Genomic DNA, 22398 nt, shown 5'->3' on the forward strand with positions numbered 1-22398 from the left:
CGTAAAACAAACAGATAGGAATGAAGGAAATGGCAACGATACGCGATATAGCAAAAATCACTGGTTTTTCGATCACGACAGTCTCTCGTGTGATCAATGGCCATCCTTATGTCGATGAGCAAAAGCGAGCAGCGATTTTGGCGGTGATGGAAGAACTGGATTACAAACCGAATAAGATCGCCCAAAAGCTCAGCTCGGGGAAAACCTATAATATTGGGGTCATCGTGCCGTTTGTCAATCACGCCTTTTTTGATGGGATTCTAAATGGCATTATGGAAGAAGCCTTTGCTAAAAAATACAAAGTGACGTTATTGCCGACCAATTTTGATCGGAAATTGGAACTAGAATATCTAGAAGAATTCGCTGCAAAAGGGTTTGACGGATTGATCGTCATTACCCGCGCAAATCATATCGAGACGTTTTATCCCTACATGGAAAAAGGACCGATCGTTTTTTGTGAAAATTCGACCGGTACTGCTGTTCCTTTCGTTGCGATCGACTTGGTCGGCTCTGTGACAGCTAGTATCAATTATTTAAAAGAACAAGGCGTAAAACGTTTGGGACTGACGCTCGGGCGCAGCAAACGTCTTAGCTGCAATTCAGTCAATACCATCGCAAAAGCCAAGGAGCTGTTTCCTGCTTTTTCGGAAGCCGATATTTATTGGGATTGTATCAAAGCCCAAGACGGGATTTCCGCAGCAGCCTTTTTTAAAGAACGAGGAATCGATGGGGTGATCACAAATGGAGACGAAATCGCAGCAATGATTTTGAATCAATACTCCCACGGGACAGCACCCATCGTGATTGGGCAAGAAAACCTGCTTATCAGTCAAATGCTGCATTTTTCTTCCGTTGAGTTTCATCTGAATCAGTGCGGCAAAGAAGCCTTTCGCTTGTTTCAAGAAAGAAAACAAGAACAGATCATTCTGCCTTATGAACTTATTATTCGTGAATAATCATTGTCATAAAAAGAACACACCTTATTACGAGAGGTGTGTTTTTGCCTGATTTTTAAAGGGAATTTGAGGAGATAAAATAAAAAAATGAAGAAAAAATCAATTTTGAATGCTTGCTTTTCACAGAGTAAAGGGCTACCATTAGTCTGTGGCTTTTTCGCCACAAAAATAGGAAACGTATCAGACAAGAGTACTTGGGGAAGATTCTCTTGGGGGAAGCCTGATACGTTTCCTTTTGTTCATTCTAACACTATTTATATATAAAGTAGAGAGATATTGAGTAGATAAATAAAAATACTGCTGTAATTGATGAATAGGAAAAGAGCAAGCTCACAAAGGACTACTTTCAAATCGTTTTCCTACAACATGTTGGATGGCAAATGGCTCCTCATGTTTTGGTTAATAAAAGAGGATCAACTAACTAATTGTGTGGCACCAACTAGAAAATTACATAGCTTAGCAACACCTGTTTCAGCTGTTTCTTTGATTAGAACAGTTGCAGTATTTTCGTAAACATGAATCACACTAACTTCTTGTAAACCGGTAAAGCCAATAACATTTGCCTGATAGTTTTGACCAGGGAACACTTGGTATTTTTCCATGTTTTTATCTCCTTCATTATTCTTATTTCAAAAGAATAATAATTAAAATTTAAGAAAAAGTAAAGTGAAACGATTTTTCATTCAAAAACATAGCCCTTTGGCGTTTGTCTCGAGTAGTTTCGATCTTTTTCTGCAATTTTTCATTATTTTTTTCAATAAATATGCGGTGGCTTATTGAACTTTATTCAAGAATATATGCCTCTTTTTTTAGCAGCAATCACAGATTTCATCTAAACGAATGGGAGAAAACAGCAGCTGAATTGTTTGTTTTGTACCGGATTGGGGCTTATAATAAAAATAGGAAGAAGGATCGACGTCATCGCTTCCTAAATCAATTGAAAAGGGCGTGGAAGTTATGGAAAACGTATACCGAAATAACTTTGTCAAAAGAACTATTCAACTGATGTTTGCACCAAAAAAAATCAGAAAGCGTCCACCAGAACAATGGATCAAAATGCCTACCGACCGAGGTATTCGGAGAAAGGACGCGTGATCCAGCATCTCGCAGCTATGCGTGAAATAGTATTTGAAGAGAAAAGAACGTTAGGAAGTCCCGAACGCGGGACTTCCTTTTTTGTGTCAGTGACATTGGGAATTTAACGAGAAAGTAGTTGCCAGCAGGTTCTCTTGTGAAGGGCTCCTTTCAGAAAAGGATATAAAAGGAAGCTTGCACTTTTCCTAGCGCTCAATAGACGAACCGAAGAAATCAATAGATAGCAGTGTTAGTGGATAAAGGATCGAAAGGATTCTTTCCAGCTGTTTTCAATTTTAAATTGGGTTTTCCAAAAAGTATGATATTCAAAGTGGCGTTAGTCTACCTACGTGATCAGAATGGATGATTGATAAAAGAAGGGGAATATAAAAGCCACTTTTTTCGCACATAGATTCTGTTAAAATAAACTTAGAGGTTCAAACCTGTAAAATAATCTTATAATTTTTAAAGAAGGTGAAAGCATGGACTACCCAGAAATCGCAGGTCATTTCCAGACAACATCCTTTGATCCCCAACCGTTTGTGCAAACGGCGATCGATGATCGAAAGATAAGAGAGAGGCTAGTGGAGAATATCGTTGATGGTCAAAATCATATCAATGAGTATTTTAATAGTTATTTGATCATTAAAGAAGTAGCCGTTAAAAACCCTGAGCTGATTTATGATGAATGGGAACGGATCTGGGCCTTGCATACCCATAAAAACTCCTATCATCGGTGGATCGCTCATGATTTGATCAGTCAACTTTTGGTGATTGATCATGAAGACAAGTTTGAAGGGATCAAGCAAGAGTATGTACTGCTGCCTAAAGGAGAAAAAATTAGTAATTTCTTGAAGATGACTGAAAACATCAAGGAAGCCAGTCGATACAAAGACCTTCAGCAAGAGATTCAGCGTTTACTTGAGGATCAAGAATGGCTGTCCCACTTCAATGAAAAACAAGTGAAGCGTATTGAAAAAGTCCTTCAAACCCTTTTGGCTGAATGAATCAAGAAAAGCAATAAAACTTGTTTCAGAAGGAATTTTTCTACTATTTTTTCCCACTATTTTTCTTGATTACTAGGAATAGTAGTGAACAATGGGGAACACATTGCAATGATAGCTAACAATTATTTGCATGTATCGAATGCAAAATCTCCCTTAAGTCCTTGTAAGAAGCTAAGTGAAACTTTATACTAGAATGTAATACTTATTCAAAAAAAGGACAAATAAAATGAGGACATGAGCTTTTATGAAGAAATATTGTAAGGATAATGTGCTGGAAGCGGCGATGACGCGCCTGGAATATATTTTTGATACCTTTCCCCATGTTTATTTCTCTTTCAGTGGTGGAAAAGATAGCGGTGCCATGATTCAGTTGGCTGACCAAGTCGCCCGACAAAAAAAGAAAACTTTTGATCTGCTGATTTTAGATATCGAGGCAAATTATGATGCTACGAGAACGTTCATGGAAAAAATCAAAGCGTTACCAACTATCAATCAAACCTTTCACTTCTGTTTGCCCTTTTACGAGGACAACAACACTAGCGTATTTCAGCCACAATGGCTGATGTGGGATGAACAAGAACGTGAGAAGTGGGTACAGATGATGCCAAAAGATGCGATTTCACTTGCTGATTTAGATGAATCATTGATGGAAATCTATCAGAGTGCAAATATGAATCCAGATAAGTTCTTACGAAACTTTGCTCACTGGTACGCAAACTATCATCAGTGTGAACCCGTTGCTTGTGGCGTTGGCATCCGAACACAGGAAAGTCTATACCGATATCGGTCGATCACTTCGCCAAAGTATAACTTTCGGAAGCAATGCTGGATCAAACGGCAAGTAGCAGATTCCATGGTCGTCAATTTTTACCCCATCTATGATTGGAAGACAGAAGATGTCTGGGGCGCCTATGCCCATTTTGACTGGCCGATAAATGGCTTTTATGAAAAATTATATGATCATGGCGTTCCGATTCATCAAATGCGAATCTGTCAGCCTTATGGTATGCAGCAACGAAAAGGCTTATATCAATATGCTCTGGTGGAACCGGAAACGTGGGAACGGGTCGTCAACCGCGTGTCAGGAGCCAATTTTGGTCGATTGTATGCCCAGACGGGATTATTGGCGCATTACAATACGAGAAAGCCAAGTCATATGACTTGGCAAGAGTATGCGGTCTTTTTACTGGAATCAATTGGACTTTATTCAAAGAAATTACAGGACCATTATTACCGCAAAATCACGATCTTGATTGATCATTATCGAGAAAAGCACGGAATCGAAGTGGAAGACATTCCCGATGTGACCAAACGTAAGGAGTGGCTGAAAAACGAAGTACTCTGGCATGACTGGAAAGGGATCGCTCGTGCGTTAGAAAAAAATGATTTTTCTTTGAGCACGCGACAATACAGTCTGACGAAAAAAGATGAGACGGAATTGTATGAGTTGGCGGTCGATTTTGGGGCGGCGTTGGGAATCGAGCATTTACCCAAGTATCAGTTAAAAAAATTGAATGCCAAATATGAGTATTTAACGAAAAAAATTACCTAACGATGGACGAATGTGTCCCTAGAGAGGAAGGGTTTTGTGAACGAACGATTGGTTTTATTTTTTCCACCGTATAAGAAAAGCCAATTCTATCAATTGATGGGGGCATTTTTTGCGGAACGGGTGTATCAGCAGCAATTTCCGTACTTAGTCAATGATGAGAACTGCTACTGGTATGTGATTCTTGATGACGAAAAACGGGTGACCGCTTTTTCTTATTATGAAAAAGGCGTCAATAAAGTGGAGCTAGGGGAATTTTATGAAAAAGATCCAACTGCTCAATTTAAAAAGTTTCTTTTACGGAAAATGTTGGTGGATATCAGCCGCAATTACCCAGAAGCAGAGATTCTCGCTTCTAGTAACCAGCCTAGTGAAATTGCACTTTTGGAGTCAAAAGGGTTTGCGGTCTATCGACAAACAAAAAATTATTCATTTCTAAAAAGGAGTGTAGTACCTCATGAGCGATATCGATTTTCCAGTGTTAGCGGCGAAGCTGATCCCAGTCAGCAAGATTCACGCGAATACGTATAATCCCAACACCGTGGCTGCTCCAGAGATGGATTTGCTGGAACTGTCGATTCGGGAAGATGGCTTTACGCAGCCACTGGTTTGTTACCACGATAAGGAGCTGGACAAGTATATTTTGATCGATGGGTTTCATCGGTATGTCGTAGCAAAAGACCGCCTGGCGTTGCCAAGCGTTCCGGTCACAGTGATCGATAAGCCTTTTGAGAATCGCATCGCTTCAACGATTCGCCACAATCGAGCACGTGGTACCCATGGCATCGAGAAGATGGGAAACATCGTGCAGCAGTTGGTCGCTAACGAGTGGTCGGACGAACGAATTGCCAAGGAATTGGGGATGGACCGCGAAGAGGTCTTTCGCTTTAAGCAGCGCTCAGGCTTAAAAAGTGCCTTTTCCAACCATGAATTCAGCAAATCTTGGATTGAATTTGAAAAAAGATACTACAAAGGCAAAAAAGAGACCTGAGAGGTTGAAAAAACTATCTAAAAAACTATCTATTAGAAGACAGCGATTCGTTAATAATTCTTTTTAAATTTTGAATAGGTGTTTTTTACAACGATAACGATCAGATTGATCACCATCGACAAACAAAGCGTCCCTAAGAGAATGGCCAGGATCACACCTAATGTGTCTCTTAGAAAGCTGAAGATCGCTTCAATGATAAACATAGTTTTTCCTCCTTTTCTCATCGTCTATTTTTTCTGACAATTGCAAAAATAGGCTCCTTGAGCAATAACTGCCTGCTACTAAAAACATGATCGAACGGTTTTCAAGTCCAGCCTTTTTTGGTGATTGTTCTTTTCCAAAGTAGAGTATACATTGGAAAGGATGAAAGAACGTTTCTATTTTTTATAATCGGTAAAAAATTCTGAAATGTAAAGAACAACAGTGGCTTTTTTATCTCCTGCGGATAGCATGAATAATCGTACCAGTTTGCATAAAAAAAGTAAAATGATAACAAAAAGTGAGTGGCGAAACAAGAGGTAATCATCTGATTGAATAATAATAAGCGAAATGAAAAGCTATGCTGCACAACGTCTGTAGAACAGAAAGAGGTTGTGCGGCTATTTGTTTTCACGCTGCTTCTTTGCTGCTAGAATAAATACTATCATTTTTTTTTTGAAGAATAACTGCATAAAAATCGATCGTGATCAAACTGGTTTTATAACAATTACAGTAAGCGCATTTTTAACTCAAAGACAAACTTTTTTGTAATATTCGGGAAAAGTGTCAATGGTTGCTTTGACAGTAAGCCAATCGTCATGCGGAGATTCGGTAAAGGCAGTGATAAAATTTTTACTTGAGCGCATGTTTGATCAATGATCGAACGCGGGACTAGACCGCAGAAGCCTGTTTGTTCAATCAAATAAGGAATCGTCGTGCTGCTGCTGACATATTCCCATTGGAGCGAAGGTACACACTGGTCAAGGTAGCCCTCGATATTTCTAAGTGCAGGACAGTCACCGCCGGAACTGTATAGATGGATTCCTGTAAGGTCGGCTAATTCCTTAATGATCAATGGGTTCGTGATCGAAGTGATGCAGCAGATTTCTTCTTGGAAAAGTTCTTCATAGACAAAGGAATCTTCGTGAGGAAGTGAGCATAACGCAAAATCAATACGATTTTCTTTTAATGCATCGGCTAATGCCAGCGTGGATCCCACCATGATCTCGAATTTTATTTTTGGGTATTGGTGGGAAAATACATGGAGAAGCTCCGGTAAAATCAACATGTCATAAGGGGGGACGATGCCCATCCGTAAAGAATATTCGACTGTGTTCGAAGCATTGAGCAACTGTTCTTTGACCTCCTCCCACTGAGCGATCAGACCAGGAACCGCCTGTTTCAACAATTCACCTTCCAACGTGAGTACATTGCTTTTTCCTTCCAAAAATAACGCTACTTCTAACTCTTCTTCTAACTTTTTGATATGGTTCGTAACCGTCGATTGGGCATAGTTTAATTTAGCAGCAGCTTTCGTAAACGTACCTTCTTCAACGATCGTTTTAAAGGAGTGCAGCTCTTTGATAAAATCCACATTGGTCCCCCTCTCTTTTTACCTATTATACAAAAAAGGAGCGGGGAGAAGATTTCTTTTTTTTCTAGTAAATAAAAAAAATAGATACAAAAGTTATTTAAAACATGCAGTCTGTTTTGATCGTATGTTTCTTTGCTTTTAAAATAACGCTTTTCACATTTGGGGCTAAGAGTAGCTGCTAAAATTTCTATCATAAAAAATACACCAAACATCCCAACTTTTCAGGGATTACGAGCAGCACACGAAAACAAGACAATGAATTTTTACGCTGCGCTTGAAAAGAAAAGCGTTTGTTAGGAGAGGAATCTTGAAAAAAGGTCTGATTTTTTTCGGATGTGAAAAAAATAGACACGCTAAGAGAAAAGAAAAATGGATACTTAGGAAAGGACTAAAATAGCAAACCATGCAATGAAAAAACTGACGGCGCTTCCTTCAAGAAGGCCGACAGTTGCCTTAGGTCAATGAATCGGTGTGATTCTTGGCTGAATCAGCTGTTCAATCGTTTTGTGGATGATCGTCCAGTCCGAAAGGGTAGGAACATTGGAAATTCGTAGTTGCTGAAATTTGGGGTTACTTTTCAGATGCAAGTCAAAATTGCTAACGATCAAATCAATTTCTCGATGGATCAATTCTTGTTCATCAGGAGCCACTTCAAAAAAATAACTGATTTCTGTATGGTCATTTTTGAATAGCTCTGTTGATGCGGCTAAAAAGGCATCTAATCCAGCACCACCTTGAAAAGCAAAGGCCACTTTGAGATGTTTTTTCAACTGATTGCTAGAAGAAAGTTCGCTTAACAAGGTCAACGTAACTGCGACATGCTCTAAGTGAGTAAACGAAAAGAAACGACTTTGTTCATTAAACTGTTTCAACCATTTATTCCAAGCAAGGTAGTCCGTCTTGAATGTCGCTTCAACAAAGGTTTTGATCTGGGGATCGGCAAATTCGTAATTCGCAGAAATCATCGTTAACAAGCGGAGATTTACGAGATATGCGATGATTTTGTGTGATGCTGCAGGAAGGATAGCTATTCCAGGTTTCTTTAAAAAGGCAGCAACTTCTGCGAGAATTTCTGGTTTCTCTGTATGGTGAAAAATGTAATCCGCCTCGCTTTCCCCATTAATATCCATCGTACTATACGAAATGCAGTGGAGAGCATTGAGGAAGATCCAAAGGAGTTCTTGTTGCGGCAAGTGGATGATCCGATATTTTTTCAAATAATGTTCGTTTAATATTTTTGAGAAAACAGCGAAGCGTTCTTTCTCTAATAGATTGCGTTCTAAAGACGGTGGCAATGTCAAAAAGTAAGAATAGCGCCACCTACGCTTGGCAATACTTAGCCATAGGGCAAGTCGATAATGACTGTAATGCAAATCTTTTTTGTTGGCTTCTTTTGCTTTTTGGACCAGAAGACGCGCATCTGCAGGGCTGTCTTTATCTAAGATCGTGCTATCGCCATAAGCGGAGAAAAAGACAAACAGACAAAAGCGAATATCGGCTTCGGTACCGATAAAATCAAGATGATTCGTTGCGATGGTCACAGAATAGGTTTGTAAAGATTTGTTCATATAACTGATCGTTCGCAACAGATGACTGCGGGAATAGCCAAATTCGATCGTTGCTCGGTGAATAGAGTATTTTTTATTATCAATGATACTAGACATGATTTTAAACTCCAACGTTTCCATGCCCAAAAGCTGAATGGCAGAATTGATTGAAGCATTTGGTGCATACTCAATCGAAACGATGTTGGATCCAGAAAGTTTGATCTTGACCAGATCTTTCGGCAAACTGTCGCTTAAAATACTTAATTCTTTAGAGACTGTAGGCAAGGAAAGTCCCAATAATGTCGCCAACTCTTGCGGGTGATACCCTGCGGGTGCTGCATTTAGCACTTGCAGAATTTTTACTTGACGAGAAAATGCCTTATCTCGATGTAAGTTGATGGATAAATTTTCTAACATTGATGTCACCACCTCTTTCAAGACCCTGTGGGAGCGATCAGCGATCGAATATAAAAACCATTCGTTTTAAGTAAATTATATAATACTCTGGGCCATTCAAGAAGTCTTATCCCTTGAAAATTGAAGGAATTCATGTTAAAGATGCGGCGCCCACATATTTTTGCGAAGGACAGTCATTTAAGGAAGTTATTTTATAGAAAACACCCCTGCCAGTTGCAGTCAACCAAAATTTGGACAGATTGGAACGGAAGTAAGTGTGAATAAAGTTTGGAAAAAGAAAAAGGAGAAAAAGTAAAAATGAAAAAACGCGTAGTTATAATTAAGAGAGGTTTAATAGGGATGCTGATTTTAGGGACAACCTTTCCAAGCACATGGCCGATCGCTCAGGCAACAGAAACACAACAAACAGAGCAGCAAACACCATTCATAGACTCATCGGTTCCCTTGCTGGCAGATTCATCAGGAAGCATGAACACAGGAGAAAAGACAGATACCCAAGAAGGAAATGCTGACGTCATATCTTCTGAAACAACCGAAAGTGAAGTGGTGACCACCACTTCAAACTCAGAAACAAATCAATCTAACGCAGCTGATGTTGCAGAAAAAACTCAAATTTCAGTTACTGCCCCATCTGCTGAAACCAATGTAGAATCTACGGATAGTCAACCTCTCGCTGCAGAATCAACGAAGAGTATCGAGAGTTTCAACTACGATCTGACTGTAGAATATGATCCGATCAAGTATAAAGCACTGGTTTTGGATTTGCCAATCCCGGAAAAATACGCACACCAAACACTATACCAAGACCCGCAGCTGACAGAAGATTTTTATGTCTACAAAACGGATAAGGTATACATGCTAGTGGGACTATGGTATACAAGTGAAGTGACTGGTACCAATCAATTAAATATATCTTGGACAAGCTTCACAGGTTTTACGATCAACTATTACGGTTTAACAGCGGTTTTAGAATATACCGACGCTAACGGTAACCTTTTGTTTACAGCAACATATAATATTCGCTTTACAAATAGCCATCTGACCATTAAATATGTGGATGAGACTGGTATGGAAATCTATCCTTCCCAAACGATCAATGATAGTACCAATGAGCCTTATGATGTCTCTACAAGTGCGTTTATTCCACAAATTCCGGGGTACATCCTTGATACCAGTCAACTGCCAACGAATGCAAAAGGTGTTCTTCCTCGTGGCGAAGTAACGGTGACGTACGTCTATCAAAAAGCACCGACTGACTATACCAATCTGACCGTGAAAGATACCACGATTTATGAACAGGATACATGGACAGCGGCGGATAATTTTGAGCAAGCTATTTCAAAAGAAGGCAAAACTTTGACTTATGAGGAATTTATTGCTGAGGGTGGTCGTGTTTCCGGACAAGTAGATACTAACAAAGCCGCTACGTATAAAATCAGTTATCAATTGAATCATGTGAGTAAAGAAGCAACGATACTCGTAAAACCACGATTCACTGCGATTAAGGTTCATGATTCTTCGATATACGTCGGCGATGACTGGGCCGCAGAAGATAACTTTGATCAAGCCGTAGATCGGGATAACAACCCAGTTTCGTTTGCGGATGTGAACGTTGAAGGAAGCGTAGATACTAAAAAAACGGGGTCCTATGAGGTAGTTTATCGTTATGATGGAGTAGCATCAAAAGCTGTGATCACCGTCAAAGCTGACCAAACCAAGGTGACTGCCCATGACAGCGAGTTGTACACAGGGGACAACTGGAAAGCTAAGGATAATTTCGATAGTGCAACAGATAGAGATGGTTCATCTGTTGATTTTGGGGATATCACTGTCACGGGGACTGTCGATACAACGCAAGCAGGAAAGTACGAGGTCACTTACAGCTATCACGGCGTAGAAAGCAAAGCCACTATCACCGTCAAAGCCAACCAAACGGCAGTCAAAGTCCACGATAGTGAGTTGTACACAGGGGATAACTGGACAGCTAAGGATAATTTCGATAATGCAACAGATAGAGACGGTTCATCTGTTGATTTTGGGGATATCACTGTCACAGGGATTGTCGATACGACGAAAGTAGGCGAGTATGAAGTTATATACAGCTATCATGACTTAGAAAGCAAAGCCCTTATCACCGTCAAAGCCGATCAAACTACAGTCAAAGTCCACGATAGCGAGTTGTACACAGGGGAAAACTGGACAGCCAAAGACAACTTCGATAGCGCAACAGATCGGGATGGTAAACCTGTTGATTTTGAAGATATCACCGTTACAGGAAAAGCAGACACAACGAAAGCAGGCGAGTACGAGGTCACTTACATTTATCGTGGTGTAGAAAGCAAAGCCACTATCACCGTCAAAGCGGATGAAACATCCCTAAAAGTCCACGATTCAACGATCAAGCAAGGCGATGAATGGTTGCCAGAAACAAACTTTGATTCTGCCACCGATCGTGATGGCAAAAAAGTAGCCTTTTCAGAAGTAGAAGTCAATGGCACAGTGAACAACAACATAGTCGGTCAATACACGGTTTCCTACCATTACGGAGCAGTGATTGCCCATGCCGTGATTACTATACAAGCAAAAGTCAGCGAAACACCTGACGAAACGCCAACAGAAGTACCAGAAGAAAATCGCCCGGAAAGTGAGTCGCCTGGGACTGAATTTCCTGAAACTGAAGCGTCTGATCCAATAACAGAAGAACCAATTAAGGCACGTCCTGAGACAGAGACGTCAGAAACAAACGATGATGAGAAAAACGAAAAACGTCCATCAGAACAATCAGACAACCCCTCAGCAACAGGACAGACAACACCGATCAAAGCAAGCAAACAATCCACTGTTAAGCAACTGCCAAAAACAGGAGAAACAAGCAGTGTTTTGCTAAGTGTTACAGGTATCCTATTCTTAATCGGCGGGTTGGTGCTCTTGTACCGTAAGAAATCATGGAGAAAATAACAATAGGATCGACAAAAGAGCTAGAAGAATAAAACATACAGGACGAACAAGCTGGATGAATTGCTTTAAGAGAGAACAAAAAAGCAATCACAAACATCAGCAATGTTCGTCCTGTTTATTTATATAGTGAGCAGCCGAGAGTACTAAGTTTAGCCAGCACTTGTATTTATGAAACGATTTCCTCTTTTTCCAGACTAAGATAACGATAAAAAGTTGATCGTTTTAACCCTGTTTGGGCACAGATATCCACAACAGCTTTTCCTTCTTTTTGATAAAGGTTCAATGCGTGTTGAATCAGTCCAGGATCGATTCGTGGGCGACCACCGATATTTCCTCTAGCACGAGCGGATTCTAAGCCTTCTTTGGTCCGTTCGACGATGATGTCTCGTTCGAATTGGCTAAAGGCTTGGAAAACAGTCATCATCAATTTCCCTTGTGGGGTTTGCGTATCAAAATTTTCTTTGATACTGATAAGCTTTACTCCTTTTTTTTCAAAAAAGTAGACAAGATCAATGAGATCTTTGGTACTTCTTCCTAGTCGCGAGAAACTTTCAATGATGATTTTATCGTTTTCTTTCACTCGTTTTTTTAATTTATTTAATTCAGGACGATTCGCACGAACACCACTGATCTTTTCCGTATAAATTTTATTGCACTCATACCGGTCAAGTAAATCTAACTGACGCGAGAGATCCTGTTGTCTTGTGGAGACACGTGCGTACCCATAAACCATATTTGTCATACGAATTCCTCCAGTTGCACAAAAATAAGTCTACATAGAGAATACCTTGTTTGTTCACTTAAGTACACATTCAAGAAGCTTCTTAATGTGAATTTGGGAAATAGGAAGGTTTTTTTATGCACCTAAATATTGTACTATAGTAAAGACACTAGTCGGTGAGGAAGAAACACGGAGGGGAAAATGAGAGAATTGCAGTTAAATTTTATGCTAAATAAGACGACCGTTCGCTGGCTTCAAATGTTAAATACTTTTGAGCGAGAACGGACTTGTTCCATCGCAAGTTTAGCAAACAAACTTGATGTGACCCAACGGACGATCAGCTCGGATATCAAAGAATTGAAAACCTATCTACAAGAGGCAGCCGAATTTTCGCTTGTAGCCAATGGCTATCATTTTAGGGAAACGAATCCGAAAAAATACTTGTCCCAAAAAAAGGAGCTTGTTGCAGAAGAAGGAATGTATCAAATCGTGGAAGCCATTTTCCACGGTGAATTCTGTTCGGTTGAAGAGTGGGCGCAGCGCTTGTATGTATCAGAAAGTACGATGCGTCGTTATTTGAATACTGCTTCTGTGACGTTGCGAAAGTATCATGTGGAGTGGATCTTGCAACCGGTTAATTTGAGTGGCTCCGAAGCCAATATTCGCAAGTTCTTTAAAGATTTTTATTATGAATCAGATGTCACCCCTCATACGCTATTGCCCCCCAAAGAACTGATTGCACTAGTCAGTGATGTCTTCTCAGAAATGCCCGCAGAGCTGGTGAATACAGGCGTTTCTCCGAGTGATTTTTATTATAGCTTGTATATTGCGATCAAGCGTTACCAATTGGGAAAGACGGTTCAGATTCCTCAATCGTTGGCAAAAATCATCGAAACCCATGAGGCATTTGCCGTAATGAATGACTTAGCACCTAAAATCGAAGCGCTATACCGAGTAAGACTGCCGCAACAAGAAATTATGTGGCTTTATTTAGTGACCGTGATGAAACGGACTTTGACCGAGCCTGAAAAAGAGCAGCAATTCGTTGCATCGTTTGGACTGTATCCTGAACTCGAAGAACTGAGTCAGCGCTTCGTTCAAGAATGGGGCATTTCCTTTCAAGAGCCCCAACGGGTCAAGACGATGATCCACGCCTTTTTCCTGTCAAAGAAAATCAATGAGCAACTGGCGCCCGTTTTAAATCACTTGCTAACAGAAGTAAAAAATGAAGCGCAGAAGCATCGTTCTGCCGCTTATCAAAGGAATCTGGCATTTATGAAGCAGCACCAAGCGATTCTTGGGATCAAGCAGGAGTATCTGGTAGATATTTGTGCGGCACTGACCCTTTACAGTGAAGCAATCAGGGAGCTCTATGCTCAAAAAGTCAGACGGATCGCATTGATAATAGAAGGTGATCTCTATGCCTGTCACACGATTCGTGCGCGCTTTTTGCGTTATGTCGGCAATGATCATCTGGTATTTTTTCCAAAAATCAATGAATTGACGACCGATTATTTGAAGGGAAATGCCATTGATCTTGTGGTTACAAATTATAGTGAATATTTATCAGAGTTCATCTTATCGACTGATTATCTTTTGCTCAAAGCAATCCCCGATCATCAAGATTGGCAAAGAGTGATTGAAAAAATCGATCCTCAGTTAGGGCAAGCGTTAAACGCTCCCACAGCCTAATATACGTGTTGAAAAAGAGCATGACGAGGACATGTGTGGATAAATTAAAAGGAAAAGCCGCAACCGTTGCGATCAACGGTTGCGGCTTTTATTCGTTCATCTAATAAAAAAGGGAGTTATCTGAAAATAGGCCCACTGTTCCTGAATACCAAAAGATTGGGTTATTTTGGTGAAAGAACAGCCTACGTTGAAACAGTTAGTTGGCATTTACTAGTTTATCAAAAATTGCTTCAAAGGTTTTGAACGTATCACTATCTAACTGACAAAGCCATAAAAGGTAGCTTTTTTCTTTGAATGTCCATTCGATCGAAGGGTAAGAGGCAATCAAGGCATGGTATTTCTCTCGTTGTTCACTGGTAGCTAATAACCACCGCTTCTCAAAAATCTTTTTCTCTTCCATTTTTATCTATCCCCCATAAAGAAACGTTGCCTGAAACTTCACTAACGGGCAACGTAAATCTAATGATATGCAGATCTATGTTTAGTATACCAAAGAAAAATGAATTTTTTTAGAAGATGTGTAAAATTACATACAATTTCTTTTATTTTGCTTTTTTTGGGACCTTTTTTGAAGAAAAGAAGCGTTCTGTTGAAAGGAACTGTTGTTAAAAATGTTTGTGATAATACTAAGAATTAGTAGGCAGAAACCTTGTATCCATCGTATTGAGTTAAGTGGTTACAGGTAATAACAAAAATGGACGATCCTTTTTAAATGATAAGGAATCGTCTTTTTTTATAACACTTTTTTTTGCACAAACTTTTAAAATGCCTTATTTAAAAAGAAAATGAAAATCAATTTATTCATACAGGTTTGCAAATCTTGATTTATCGATTGATGATCAACCATGGTAAATTTAATCTCGTTAAAAACGATAAAATTTCGTCAAAAAAGCATTATTTTATAGCTCTAATTTAGGTTTTTAGAGAGTTTGTATCGAATAGGTTGTTCCGATAAGAGCTATAACTGATTTTTTTCGAGGGAGTAAGAAAGGGTGACTGATAAAAACGTGAAATGAATCTTTAAAGTACAAGAGAAAGAATAGAGAAAAAGGAGTTACTTATGAATAACAAATTTAGTAAAAAAGTCACAGGTTTATTGTTGATTAGTCATTTAACTTTATCGGCGTTGCCAATAAATGCGATGGCGACAGAAAAAACTGATAATTCTTCAGGAGTGACACAAGAGAGAATAGAAGCTCCAAATTTATTATCAGATAGTGAAGCAACTCAAAGCACAGAAAATGACCATACAGCAACCAATGAGCAAGCAGTTCAGGAAACAGAGGGTTCTCCTACTGAAAGTGAAGAAGCTCAAACAGAAGTTTCTACTGAGAACTCTTCAGAAAATAATGAAGTCGCAGAAAATGATGAACAAGCGGATGCACCAAATGAAGAAACCTCAGAAAGTAATTCTAACGAATCATCAGAAGACGCTGCTGAAACCCGTTCAACAAGGGCAAGTGTCCAAGTAACATCTGATGCTGAATTACGGACAGCGTTAGCCAATGCGACGGTTACACAAATCAGCTTAGCCAATAACATCACGATGACTAGTAGTGTGACATGGACAGGGACGACCAAAACGATTGAAGGTAATGGTCATACGTTAACCTTCGGGAATAATGTTCGGTTGTATGGAAATACGGTAAATCAAGGATTAAGTATCAGAAATGTGAGAATCGTGGCTCATGCAACAAATACGATCTATCAAAATAGAACGTCCAGTGTTTCCTTCACAAACGTTACTCATGAAAATAGTCATGCAACGGGGCGCTTACTCTATTTAGCCGCTAGCAATTCTTCAGCTAATTTCTTTGGCGAAAACCGATTAAATGCAGGTTCCTTGATTTGGGCTACTTCGAATGTCCGAATGAATATCGGCAGTGGTGCTTCTGTAGTTGCAAATAACAATGGAACAGCTCGTGCGATTTATCTTGCAAGTGGTGGTCGAATTGATTTAGGTGAAGGCAGTTTATTAGACGTTACTCAAAACAATCCTTCAAATACAGCAAAAGCAGTCTTGATCGAAGGAAGTGCCTCAAGCGTAGTAGTTAATTCGAATGCAACGTTTAAGATCACAAGTGCGCCAAATACGCAAAAAACACAAGAAGCATTGGGGTTGCGAGGTGCTTTGACCGTATTATCTGGGGGAACACTGGATGTCGTGGGAAGAAGCACGTATTCAACGGTAAACGTTGGACAATCAAGCACTTTCCACGAAGGATCAAATGTTCGAATCCAAAACAATCATACGAATGGAACCGCAATTGGGTCCTATCCAGGAACAACGAACTACACGATCCACTCATCGACAGGAATGCAAACTTGGAGAAGATCAGCTGATTTTTCAGGAGAGCCCAGCTTTAATTATCCAGAGTTTAGACAAGGTTCTTTCTCACTAAATACTTATACGAACAAACAAGTTACTTCGCGAATTGAATCCAATGACTCAATCTTCAACGCAACATTCAATAGTTCTCAAATCGGAAAAATCGCTTTTGGTGACTTTGTGGATACCGCAACGATTCAACAAACGACCATTGACGACTTAACCACAAGCTCAACGCACATTACGGGGCGAGCTGAGCCAAATGCCGATTTAGCAGTCACTATTGAAGGACAAGGAAGTTTAACGGGACGCGTTGCAAGTGATGGAACTTATCAATTTGCGATTCCGAACGCACCATTAGCAGTTGGAACAAAAGTGACTGTTACCGCAACGTCCAATGGTATTCAATCGGTTGCAGAAACAGTTGTAGAGGATAGTGAAAAAGAAACGATTGCCGAAACAACGATTTCCGAGCTAAATACTGACTCCACAAGTGTGACGGGAACGGCTGAGCCGAATGCTGAGATTACGATCAAAGCCGGTGACACGATCATTGCGAATGGACGAGTGGGTAGTGATGGCATCTATGCATTGACGATTGAGAAACAACAAGCTGGTACGGTAGTTACCGCCCAAGCAACCTTAAATGGCATTTCATCAAATATTGCAGAAACCATGGTTGAGCGAGCAACGATCGCCGAAACAACATTGAATGAGGTGACAACCACATCCACTACCGTTAGCGGAACAGCTGAACCCGATGCACATGTGGAAATCACGATTGGTGATGAAACGAAAAATGCCACTGTTGACAGTGATGGCAATTTTGAAGTAGAGATTGATCAACAAGCAGCGGGAACAATTATTACTGCTCAAGCAAGCATCGATGGATTGCAATCAAATATTGCTTCAACGATCGTTGTCACTGATCCAGCAAACACTGAAGGCACGATTACACCAGCAAGCTACAATGTTTCTTCGGCCGATCAGTTCCTGAGAGGGTCGTATACCGGTGATGTTGTATCTGCCCGTGTGTATGTAAATGGATCATCCGTTCGTGGTGGGAATTTTGCTGATGGTTCGTTTGAATTCTTTATCGGCAATCGCATCCAATCCGTAGATGATGTCGTAGAAATCGAAGCCTTGGATCAATATGGCAAAGTACTTGATCGGACAACCGTTGAATTAACTAGAGATTTGGCTGGTTCGATCACACCGGATCAATATCGTGTTGGCGAAACAATGATTACTGGGACCTTTACGGGCGATGTCAATTTTGCACGTTTAGTGATCAATGGCATGCCTTCTAATGCATGGGGTGGTACCTTCAATGCCGATGGCACCTTCTCGTTTTATGTAGCGAACCTTGGAATCAAAGCGGGCGACAAAGTCGAGATTCAAGCGTTGAATCGTCAAATCAACGGCAGCACGGAAGCAATCGAAGTGCTAGAAACGAAAGAAGTAACGGTTATTGACCAACTTCAAGGGACGATCACACCGGATCAATACAGTTACACCGACACCATGATCACGGGAACCTTTACGGGAGATATCAATTTTGCCAACTTAGTGATTGATGGACAGTCTGTAGGGAACTGGGGTGGCACATTCAATAAAGAAACTGGCCGCTTTGAATTCTTTGTTCACGCACAATTTAGAGAACAGATCAGAACAGCAGCAAAAGTTGAGTTGCAAACCTACCATCGTGAAACAGTCGATGGACAAACGATTGATCATAAGCTGGTGTTGCAGCCGGTAGAAATCGTCAAAGCAGCAGGCACGATTCAACCAGCAGCCTTCAAAGTGACAGAGAGTGAAATTACCGGAACCTTTACGGGTGATGTGAATTTCGCCAACTTGATCGTTGATGGGCGTTCGATATCATGGGGTGGCACATTTAACGCGGCAAACCAAACCTTTACTTACTTTGTCAATCAAGATACACGTAATTTGATTCGCGATGCGAAAACAGTCGAATTGGTTGCTTACCATCGCGAGATTATTAATGGCCTTCCGATAGATAACGAGTTGGACCGCAGTGTAGTCACTATCGATAAAGAATTTACTGGAACGATTACGCCAAATCCATACAAGCTGGGAGACAGAACCATTACGGGGACCTATACAGGCGATGACATCAACTTTGCTCGACTTGAAATTGATGGCATGATCCTGTGGGTGAGCGGTTTTGCGGATGGTACCTTTACCGCCTACTTGAACCAAGAACAAGCCAACAGTGTGACAAAAGACAGCCAGATGACGATCTATGCATTGCATCGCTTTGCTGACTTAAGTACACGAGAGATTGCACAAGCAACCGTTTCAATCACAGAATAAGAAACAGAAACTACGAGAGCCCCTTGTACCTTGCCTGTTGCAAGGGGCTCTTCATTGATAGAAAGAGAGAAAGCAAATGAACATGAAGAAAAAAATCGTTAGCCTCTTTAGCCTTGCCCTCATGGGGAGTTTTTTAGCGGCTTGCTCGACGGATGACCAAGCAAAGACGGATACTACCCAAGGCAGCGAACCAATCGAACAAATCACGGATCAAAGCAATGCCGAGCCGCAATCGATCATTGGTGGATTAAAGATCATCATCGACAAACAAGAAATCAATCAAAAGAAAACAGAAGATGGGGAACAAGTATTACATACATTTACCATCACAGCAGAAAATATGGGATCAGTTGCCGCTGGATTAGGTTCGATTGATTTTCTTTTAGAAACTGAAGAGGGAGAATTTCTTGAACTTGATCATACCATGGCGATGTTTGGCAATGAGATCGCTGTAGGTGAAACCATCACTGGACAAGTTTCCTTTGCTTTAGAAGAAGGACAAGTGGCGAAAAAACTGATTTATAAACCCGGTGAAGAACAATTAGCAGAATGGGATGTTAAGAGCGAATGAAGGTAAACGTTATTGGATTGGGGTATATCGGGCTACCCACAGCACTTACTTTTGCAAACCATGGGATTGAAGTCGTTGGGGTTGATGTGTCAGAAACAGTCGTTCAATCACTTCAAGCAGGTCAGGCACCAATCGAAGAACCCGACATTGATCGCTATCTAGCACAAGCTTTAGCGAAAAAGACATTCAAGGCACAGTTGGTACCAGAAAAAGCGGATGTCTTTATTATTGCCGTACCAACGCCAAATATCGCCGATCAATTTGGTAGTTGCGACTTGTCCTACGTGAAAGCGGCGATGGCTGCTATCTTACCCTATCTTGAAAAAGGCAACACAGTCATTGTTGAATCGACCATTCAACCCCGCACGATGGAAGACATCGTTGGACCCTTTTTTGAAAAAGCAGGTTATACCATTGGAGAAGATCTCTATTTGTTGCATTGCCCAGAGCGAGTTTTGCCAGGGAAAATCTTTGAAGAGCTGGTGATGAACAATCGAATCATTGGTGGCATGACGAGCGCTTGCACCCAACAAGGCAAACGAATTTATCAGACCTTCGTCAAAGGAAACGTGCTGGAGACTTCTGCAAGTATCGCTGAGCTATCGAAATTGATGGAAAACACCTATCGCGACTTGAACATTGCACTAGCCAATGAATTGGTCCAAATTGGGGATCGCCTAAACATTGATGCACTCCAAGTGATTGAGTTAGCCAATCAGCATCCACGGGTCAATATCCATCAACCGGGACCTGGTGTCGGCGGTCATTGCTTAGCAGTCGATCCGTATTTTGTTGTCGCGGCAGCACCTGATGACGCGAAGTTAATTCAATTGGGGCGGATGATCAATACAGAGATGCCTGAATTCATTATAAAAAAAGTCGAAGAGATCTTAGCGATTCATGGTGGAAACAAAATCGCGGTCCTAGGGTTGGCGTATAAGGGCAACATTGACGATGCCAGAGAAAGTCCGGCTGTTGAGATCGCCAAAAGATTGAAACAAAAGAAAGCTCTGCAAGTCACTACCTATGATCCTTATGTCGCCACTTCTGATGTTGCACAAATTGAAGCAGCACTAACAGACAGTGATCTGGCATTGATCCTCTGTGACCATGATGCCTTTAAAGACATAGCGCCGGCAGCCATTCAAGCGATGAAACAAAAAATCGTTTTTGACACGAAAAATATTGTGACAGGTAAAACGAGGTTCGAGGCTGCCTATTCTCTTGGGTCATTACCAAGCGCCCAGTAAATGGTTTGATTGCTATTTCTGTTATTGAAAGGGAAAACCAATGAATAAAGAAATAAATATGAAAAAATTGAAGCAAGTCCTTCAGCAACGAATAGGCTGGATCCTCATGATCATTAGTATTCCCTTACTAGCGATGTTGCTTTATCTAACCCTGTTTGCTGAACCCATTTATCAAAAAAGTGCACAGTTGCTGATTAGTCAGTCAGAAACGATAGCTGGCAATCGTCTGGAAAACCAGACGATTCAGGCAGACCTTCAACTCGTCAGTACCTATAGCACCATCATTATGAGTCCTCGCATCTTAAATGAAGTCAGTGAGGCGCTAGAGGAAAGCTACGATGTGGCTGAATTGTCGGAGATTTTGAGTGTTACCAATGCCACCAACTCGCAGATCATCGAAATCAACGCTTACCATCAAAGTCCGAAGATCGCAGCCGAAATCGCCAATACGACCGCCAGCGTTTTTAGTGAAGAGATCCCTAAAATCATGAACATTGATAATGTCACGATCTTAGCAGAAGGAACCGTTTTGCCACAAGAAACGCCTGCTCGTCCAAACAAGTTTTTGTTGTACAGTTTGACCACTTTTTTAAGTCTTCTTTTCGCTTTTACGTATGTGTTCCTCCTGTTGGTTTTTGAGCGCAGTTTTGCTTCGAATACGGAAATCGAAGAGGTCTTAGGGGTAAAGGTCATCGGAGAGATAAGCAAAGAAAAACGAGTTGCTTCGTTTAAAACCATCCAGTCGAGAAGCTTTAGAGGAAGGAAGCGTGTGTGATGCGTAGCATGAAGGAAAATTATTCCATCATCAGCGAACAAGTCAAGTTGATTCGCGAAAATGTCGACTATTTATGCCAACAACAAGATGCTCAAACGATTTTGATTACTTCAGGAGAAAGCGGTACGGGAAAATCCACGGTCTCGGCAAATTTGGCGGTCGCCTATGCCCAAAAAGGGAACCGAACCTTATTGATCGATGCGGATCTGCGTAAACCCACCCAACATTATTTGTTTTCACAAGAAATGCACGTGGGCTTGTCCAACTATATCCGACGGGACATCTCGATCGAAAGCTGTGTCCAACAAGTGATTTTAGAAGATTGCGAATTTTCAATCATCACTAGTGGAGCCATTATGTCAAACCCTAATGATCTGCTCGCTTCTTCGAAAATGACCGCAGCCTTGCAAGAGGTCAAACAACTATACGATGTGGTCATTATTGATACGCCACCAGTCAATGTCGTTTCGGATGCCTTGATCCTAGCCAAGAAAGTCGACGGTGTACTTTTAGTCGTTCATGCGGATAAAACGAACAAACAATCCGCAAAAAATGCCGTCAAAAAGCTACGCCTAGTTAACGCAAACATCTTAGGTGTCGTTGCGAATGGCACGGACACGGGTGAAAATTACTATTATTAAGGAGGGGAAC

Annotated in this window: 18 protein-coding genes; 12 read left to right on the forward strand and 6 right to left on the reverse strand. The window is 40.8% G+C overall.

Annotated elements, in window-relative coordinates; translation table 11 throughout:
* Window positions 1-29 precede the first annotated feature (29 nt).
* Window positions 30-956 carry a LacI family DNA-binding transcriptional regulator gene (locus IGK63_RS02750; RefSeq protein WP_008377949.1) on the forward strand — a complete coding sequence of 309 codons (927 nt, stop codon included), beginning with the start codon at window positions 30-32 and terminating at the stop codon, window positions 954-956.
* Between the two features lie 413 nt (window positions 957-1369).
* Here IGK63_RS02750 and IGK63_RS02755 read toward each other — a convergent pair whose 3' ends face one another.
* On the reverse strand, window positions 1370-1558 hold the full coding sequence (locus IGK63_RS02755; protein ID WP_005227564.1) for a hypothetical protein: 189 nt from the start codon (window positions 1556-1558) through the stop codon (window positions 1370-1372).
* Window positions 1559-2512: 954 nt separating this feature from the next.
* Here IGK63_RS02755 and IGK63_RS02760 point away from each other — a divergent pair.
* From IGK63_RS02760 to IGK63_RS02775, 4 genes are all read left to right on the forward strand, one after another.
* On the forward strand, window positions 2513-3037 hold the full coding sequence (locus tag IGK63_RS02760; RefSeq protein ID WP_016611308.1) for a hypothetical protein: 525 nt from the start codon (window positions 2513-2515) through the stop codon (window positions 3035-3037).
* Between the two features lie 244 nt (window positions 3038-3281).
* The gene (locus IGK63_RS02765; RefSeq protein ID WP_008377955.1) at window positions 3282-4589 is read left to right on the forward strand and encodes a DUF3440 domain-containing protein; all 1308 of its coding nucleotides are present in this window, start codon (window positions 3282-3284) and stop codon (window positions 4587-4589) included.
* Window positions 4590-4625: 36 nt separating this feature from the next.
* Window positions 4626-5117: a hypothetical protein gene (locus IGK63_RS02770; protein WP_050790962.1), complete on the forward strand. Its 492-nt coding sequence runs from the start codon at window positions 4626-4628 to the stop codon at window positions 5115-5117.
* A complete protein-coding gene (locus IGK63_RS02775) occupies window positions 5044-5577 on the forward strand; it encodes an IbrB-like domain-containing protein (protein WP_429972430.1) in 534 nt (177 codons plus the stop codon). The genes IGK63_RS02770 and IGK63_RS02775 overlap by 74 nt, the downstream gene beginning before the upstream one ends.
* A 50-nt stretch (window positions 5578-5627) precedes the next feature.
* On the opposite strand, the gene IGK63_RS02780 is transcribed toward IGK63_RS02775, so the two are convergent.
* From IGK63_RS02780 to IGK63_RS02790, 3 genes are all read right to left on the reverse strand, one after another.
* On the reverse strand, window positions 5628-5780 hold the full coding sequence (locus IGK63_RS02780) for a hypothetical protein (RefSeq protein WP_008377957.1): 153 nt from the start codon (window positions 5778-5780) through the stop codon (window positions 5628-5630).
* Window positions 5781-6283: 503 nt separating this feature from the next.
* A complete protein-coding gene (locus tag IGK63_RS02785; RefSeq protein WP_016611302.1) occupies window positions 6284-7150 on the reverse strand; it encodes a LysR family transcriptional regulator in 867 nt (288 codons plus the stop codon).
* A gap of 458 nt (window positions 7151-7608) precedes the next feature.
* The gene (locus IGK63_RS02790; protein ID WP_016611300.1) at window positions 7609-9114 is read right to left on the reverse strand and encodes a helix-turn-helix domain-containing protein; all 1506 of its coding nucleotides are present in this window, start codon (window positions 9112-9114) and stop codon (window positions 7609-7611) included.
* A gap of 297 nt (window positions 9115-9411) precedes the next feature.
* Between IGK63_RS02790 and IGK63_RS02795 the strand changes: the two genes are divergently transcribed.
* On the forward strand, window positions 9412-12072 hold the full coding sequence (locus IGK63_RS02795) for a bacterial Ig-like domain-containing protein (RefSeq protein ID WP_086299112.1): 2661 nt from the start codon (window positions 9412-9414) through the stop codon (window positions 12070-12072).
* A 166-nt stretch (window positions 12073-12238) separates the two neighbouring features.
* On the opposite strand, the gene IGK63_RS02800 is transcribed toward IGK63_RS02795, so the two are convergent.
* Window positions 12239-12814 carry a recombinase family protein gene (locus IGK63_RS02800; protein WP_005232006.1) on the reverse strand — a complete coding sequence of 192 codons (576 nt, stop codon included), beginning with the start codon at window positions 12812-12814 and terminating at the stop codon, window positions 12239-12241.
* 180 nt (window positions 12815-12994) lie between these two features.
* On the opposite strand from IGK63_RS02800, the gene IGK63_RS02805 reads away from it, so the two are divergent.
* Complete coding sequence (locus IGK63_RS02805) at window positions 12995-14485, forward strand: helix-turn-helix domain-containing protein (RefSeq protein WP_016611298.1); 1491 nt, start codon at window positions 12995-12997, stop codon at window positions 14483-14485.
* A 196-nt stretch (window positions 14486-14681) separates the two neighbouring features.
* On the opposite strand, the gene IGK63_RS02810 is transcribed toward IGK63_RS02805, so the two are convergent.
* Window positions 14682-14885, reverse strand: coding sequence for a hypothetical protein (locus tag IGK63_RS02810; protein WP_005232004.1), 204 nt, complete (start codon window positions 14883-14885; stop codon window positions 14682-14684).
* A gap of 660 nt (window positions 14886-15545) precedes the next feature.
* On the opposite strand from IGK63_RS02810, the gene IGK63_RS02815 reads away from it, so the two are divergent.
* The 5 genes from IGK63_RS02815 (at window position 15546) to IGK63_RS02835 (ending at window position 22388) form a co-directional block, all read left to right on the forward strand.
* Window positions 15546-19151, forward strand: coding sequence for an immunoglobulin-like domain-containing protein (locus tag IGK63_RS02815; protein ID WP_016611296.1), 3606 nt, complete (start codon window positions 15546-15548; stop codon window positions 19149-19151).
* 76 nt (window positions 19152-19227) lie between these two features.
* Entirely contained in the window at window positions 19228-19722 is a 495-nt protein-coding gene (locus IGK63_RS02820) for a hypothetical protein (protein WP_008377972.1), read from the forward strand.
* On the forward strand, window positions 19719-20972 hold the full coding sequence (locus IGK63_RS02825; RefSeq protein WP_016611295.1) for a nucleotide sugar dehydrogenase: 1254 nt from the start codon (window positions 19719-19721) through the stop codon (window positions 20970-20972). Before IGK63_RS02820 ends, IGK63_RS02825 begins: the two co-directional genes overlap by 4 nt.
* Before the next feature lie 40 nt (window positions 20973-21012).
* The gene (locus IGK63_RS02830) at window positions 21013-21747 is read left to right on the forward strand and encodes a YveK family protein (RefSeq protein ID WP_016611294.1); all 735 of its coding nucleotides are present in this window, start codon (window positions 21013-21015) and stop codon (window positions 21745-21747) included.
* Window positions 21747-22388 carry a CpsD/CapB family tyrosine-protein kinase gene (locus IGK63_RS02835; protein ID WP_008377979.1) on the forward strand — a complete coding sequence of 214 codons (642 nt, stop codon included), beginning with the start codon at window positions 21747-21749 and terminating at the stop codon, window positions 22386-22388. Before IGK63_RS02830 ends, IGK63_RS02835 begins: the two co-directional genes overlap by 1 nt.
* Window positions 22389-22398: the final 10 nt, after the last annotated feature.

The organism is Enterococcus sp. AZ040 (genome assembly GCF_050499185.1).
Classification (GTDB): Bacteria; Bacillota; Bacilli; order Lactobacillales; family Enterococcaceae; genus Enterococcus_D; species Enterococcus_D entomosocium.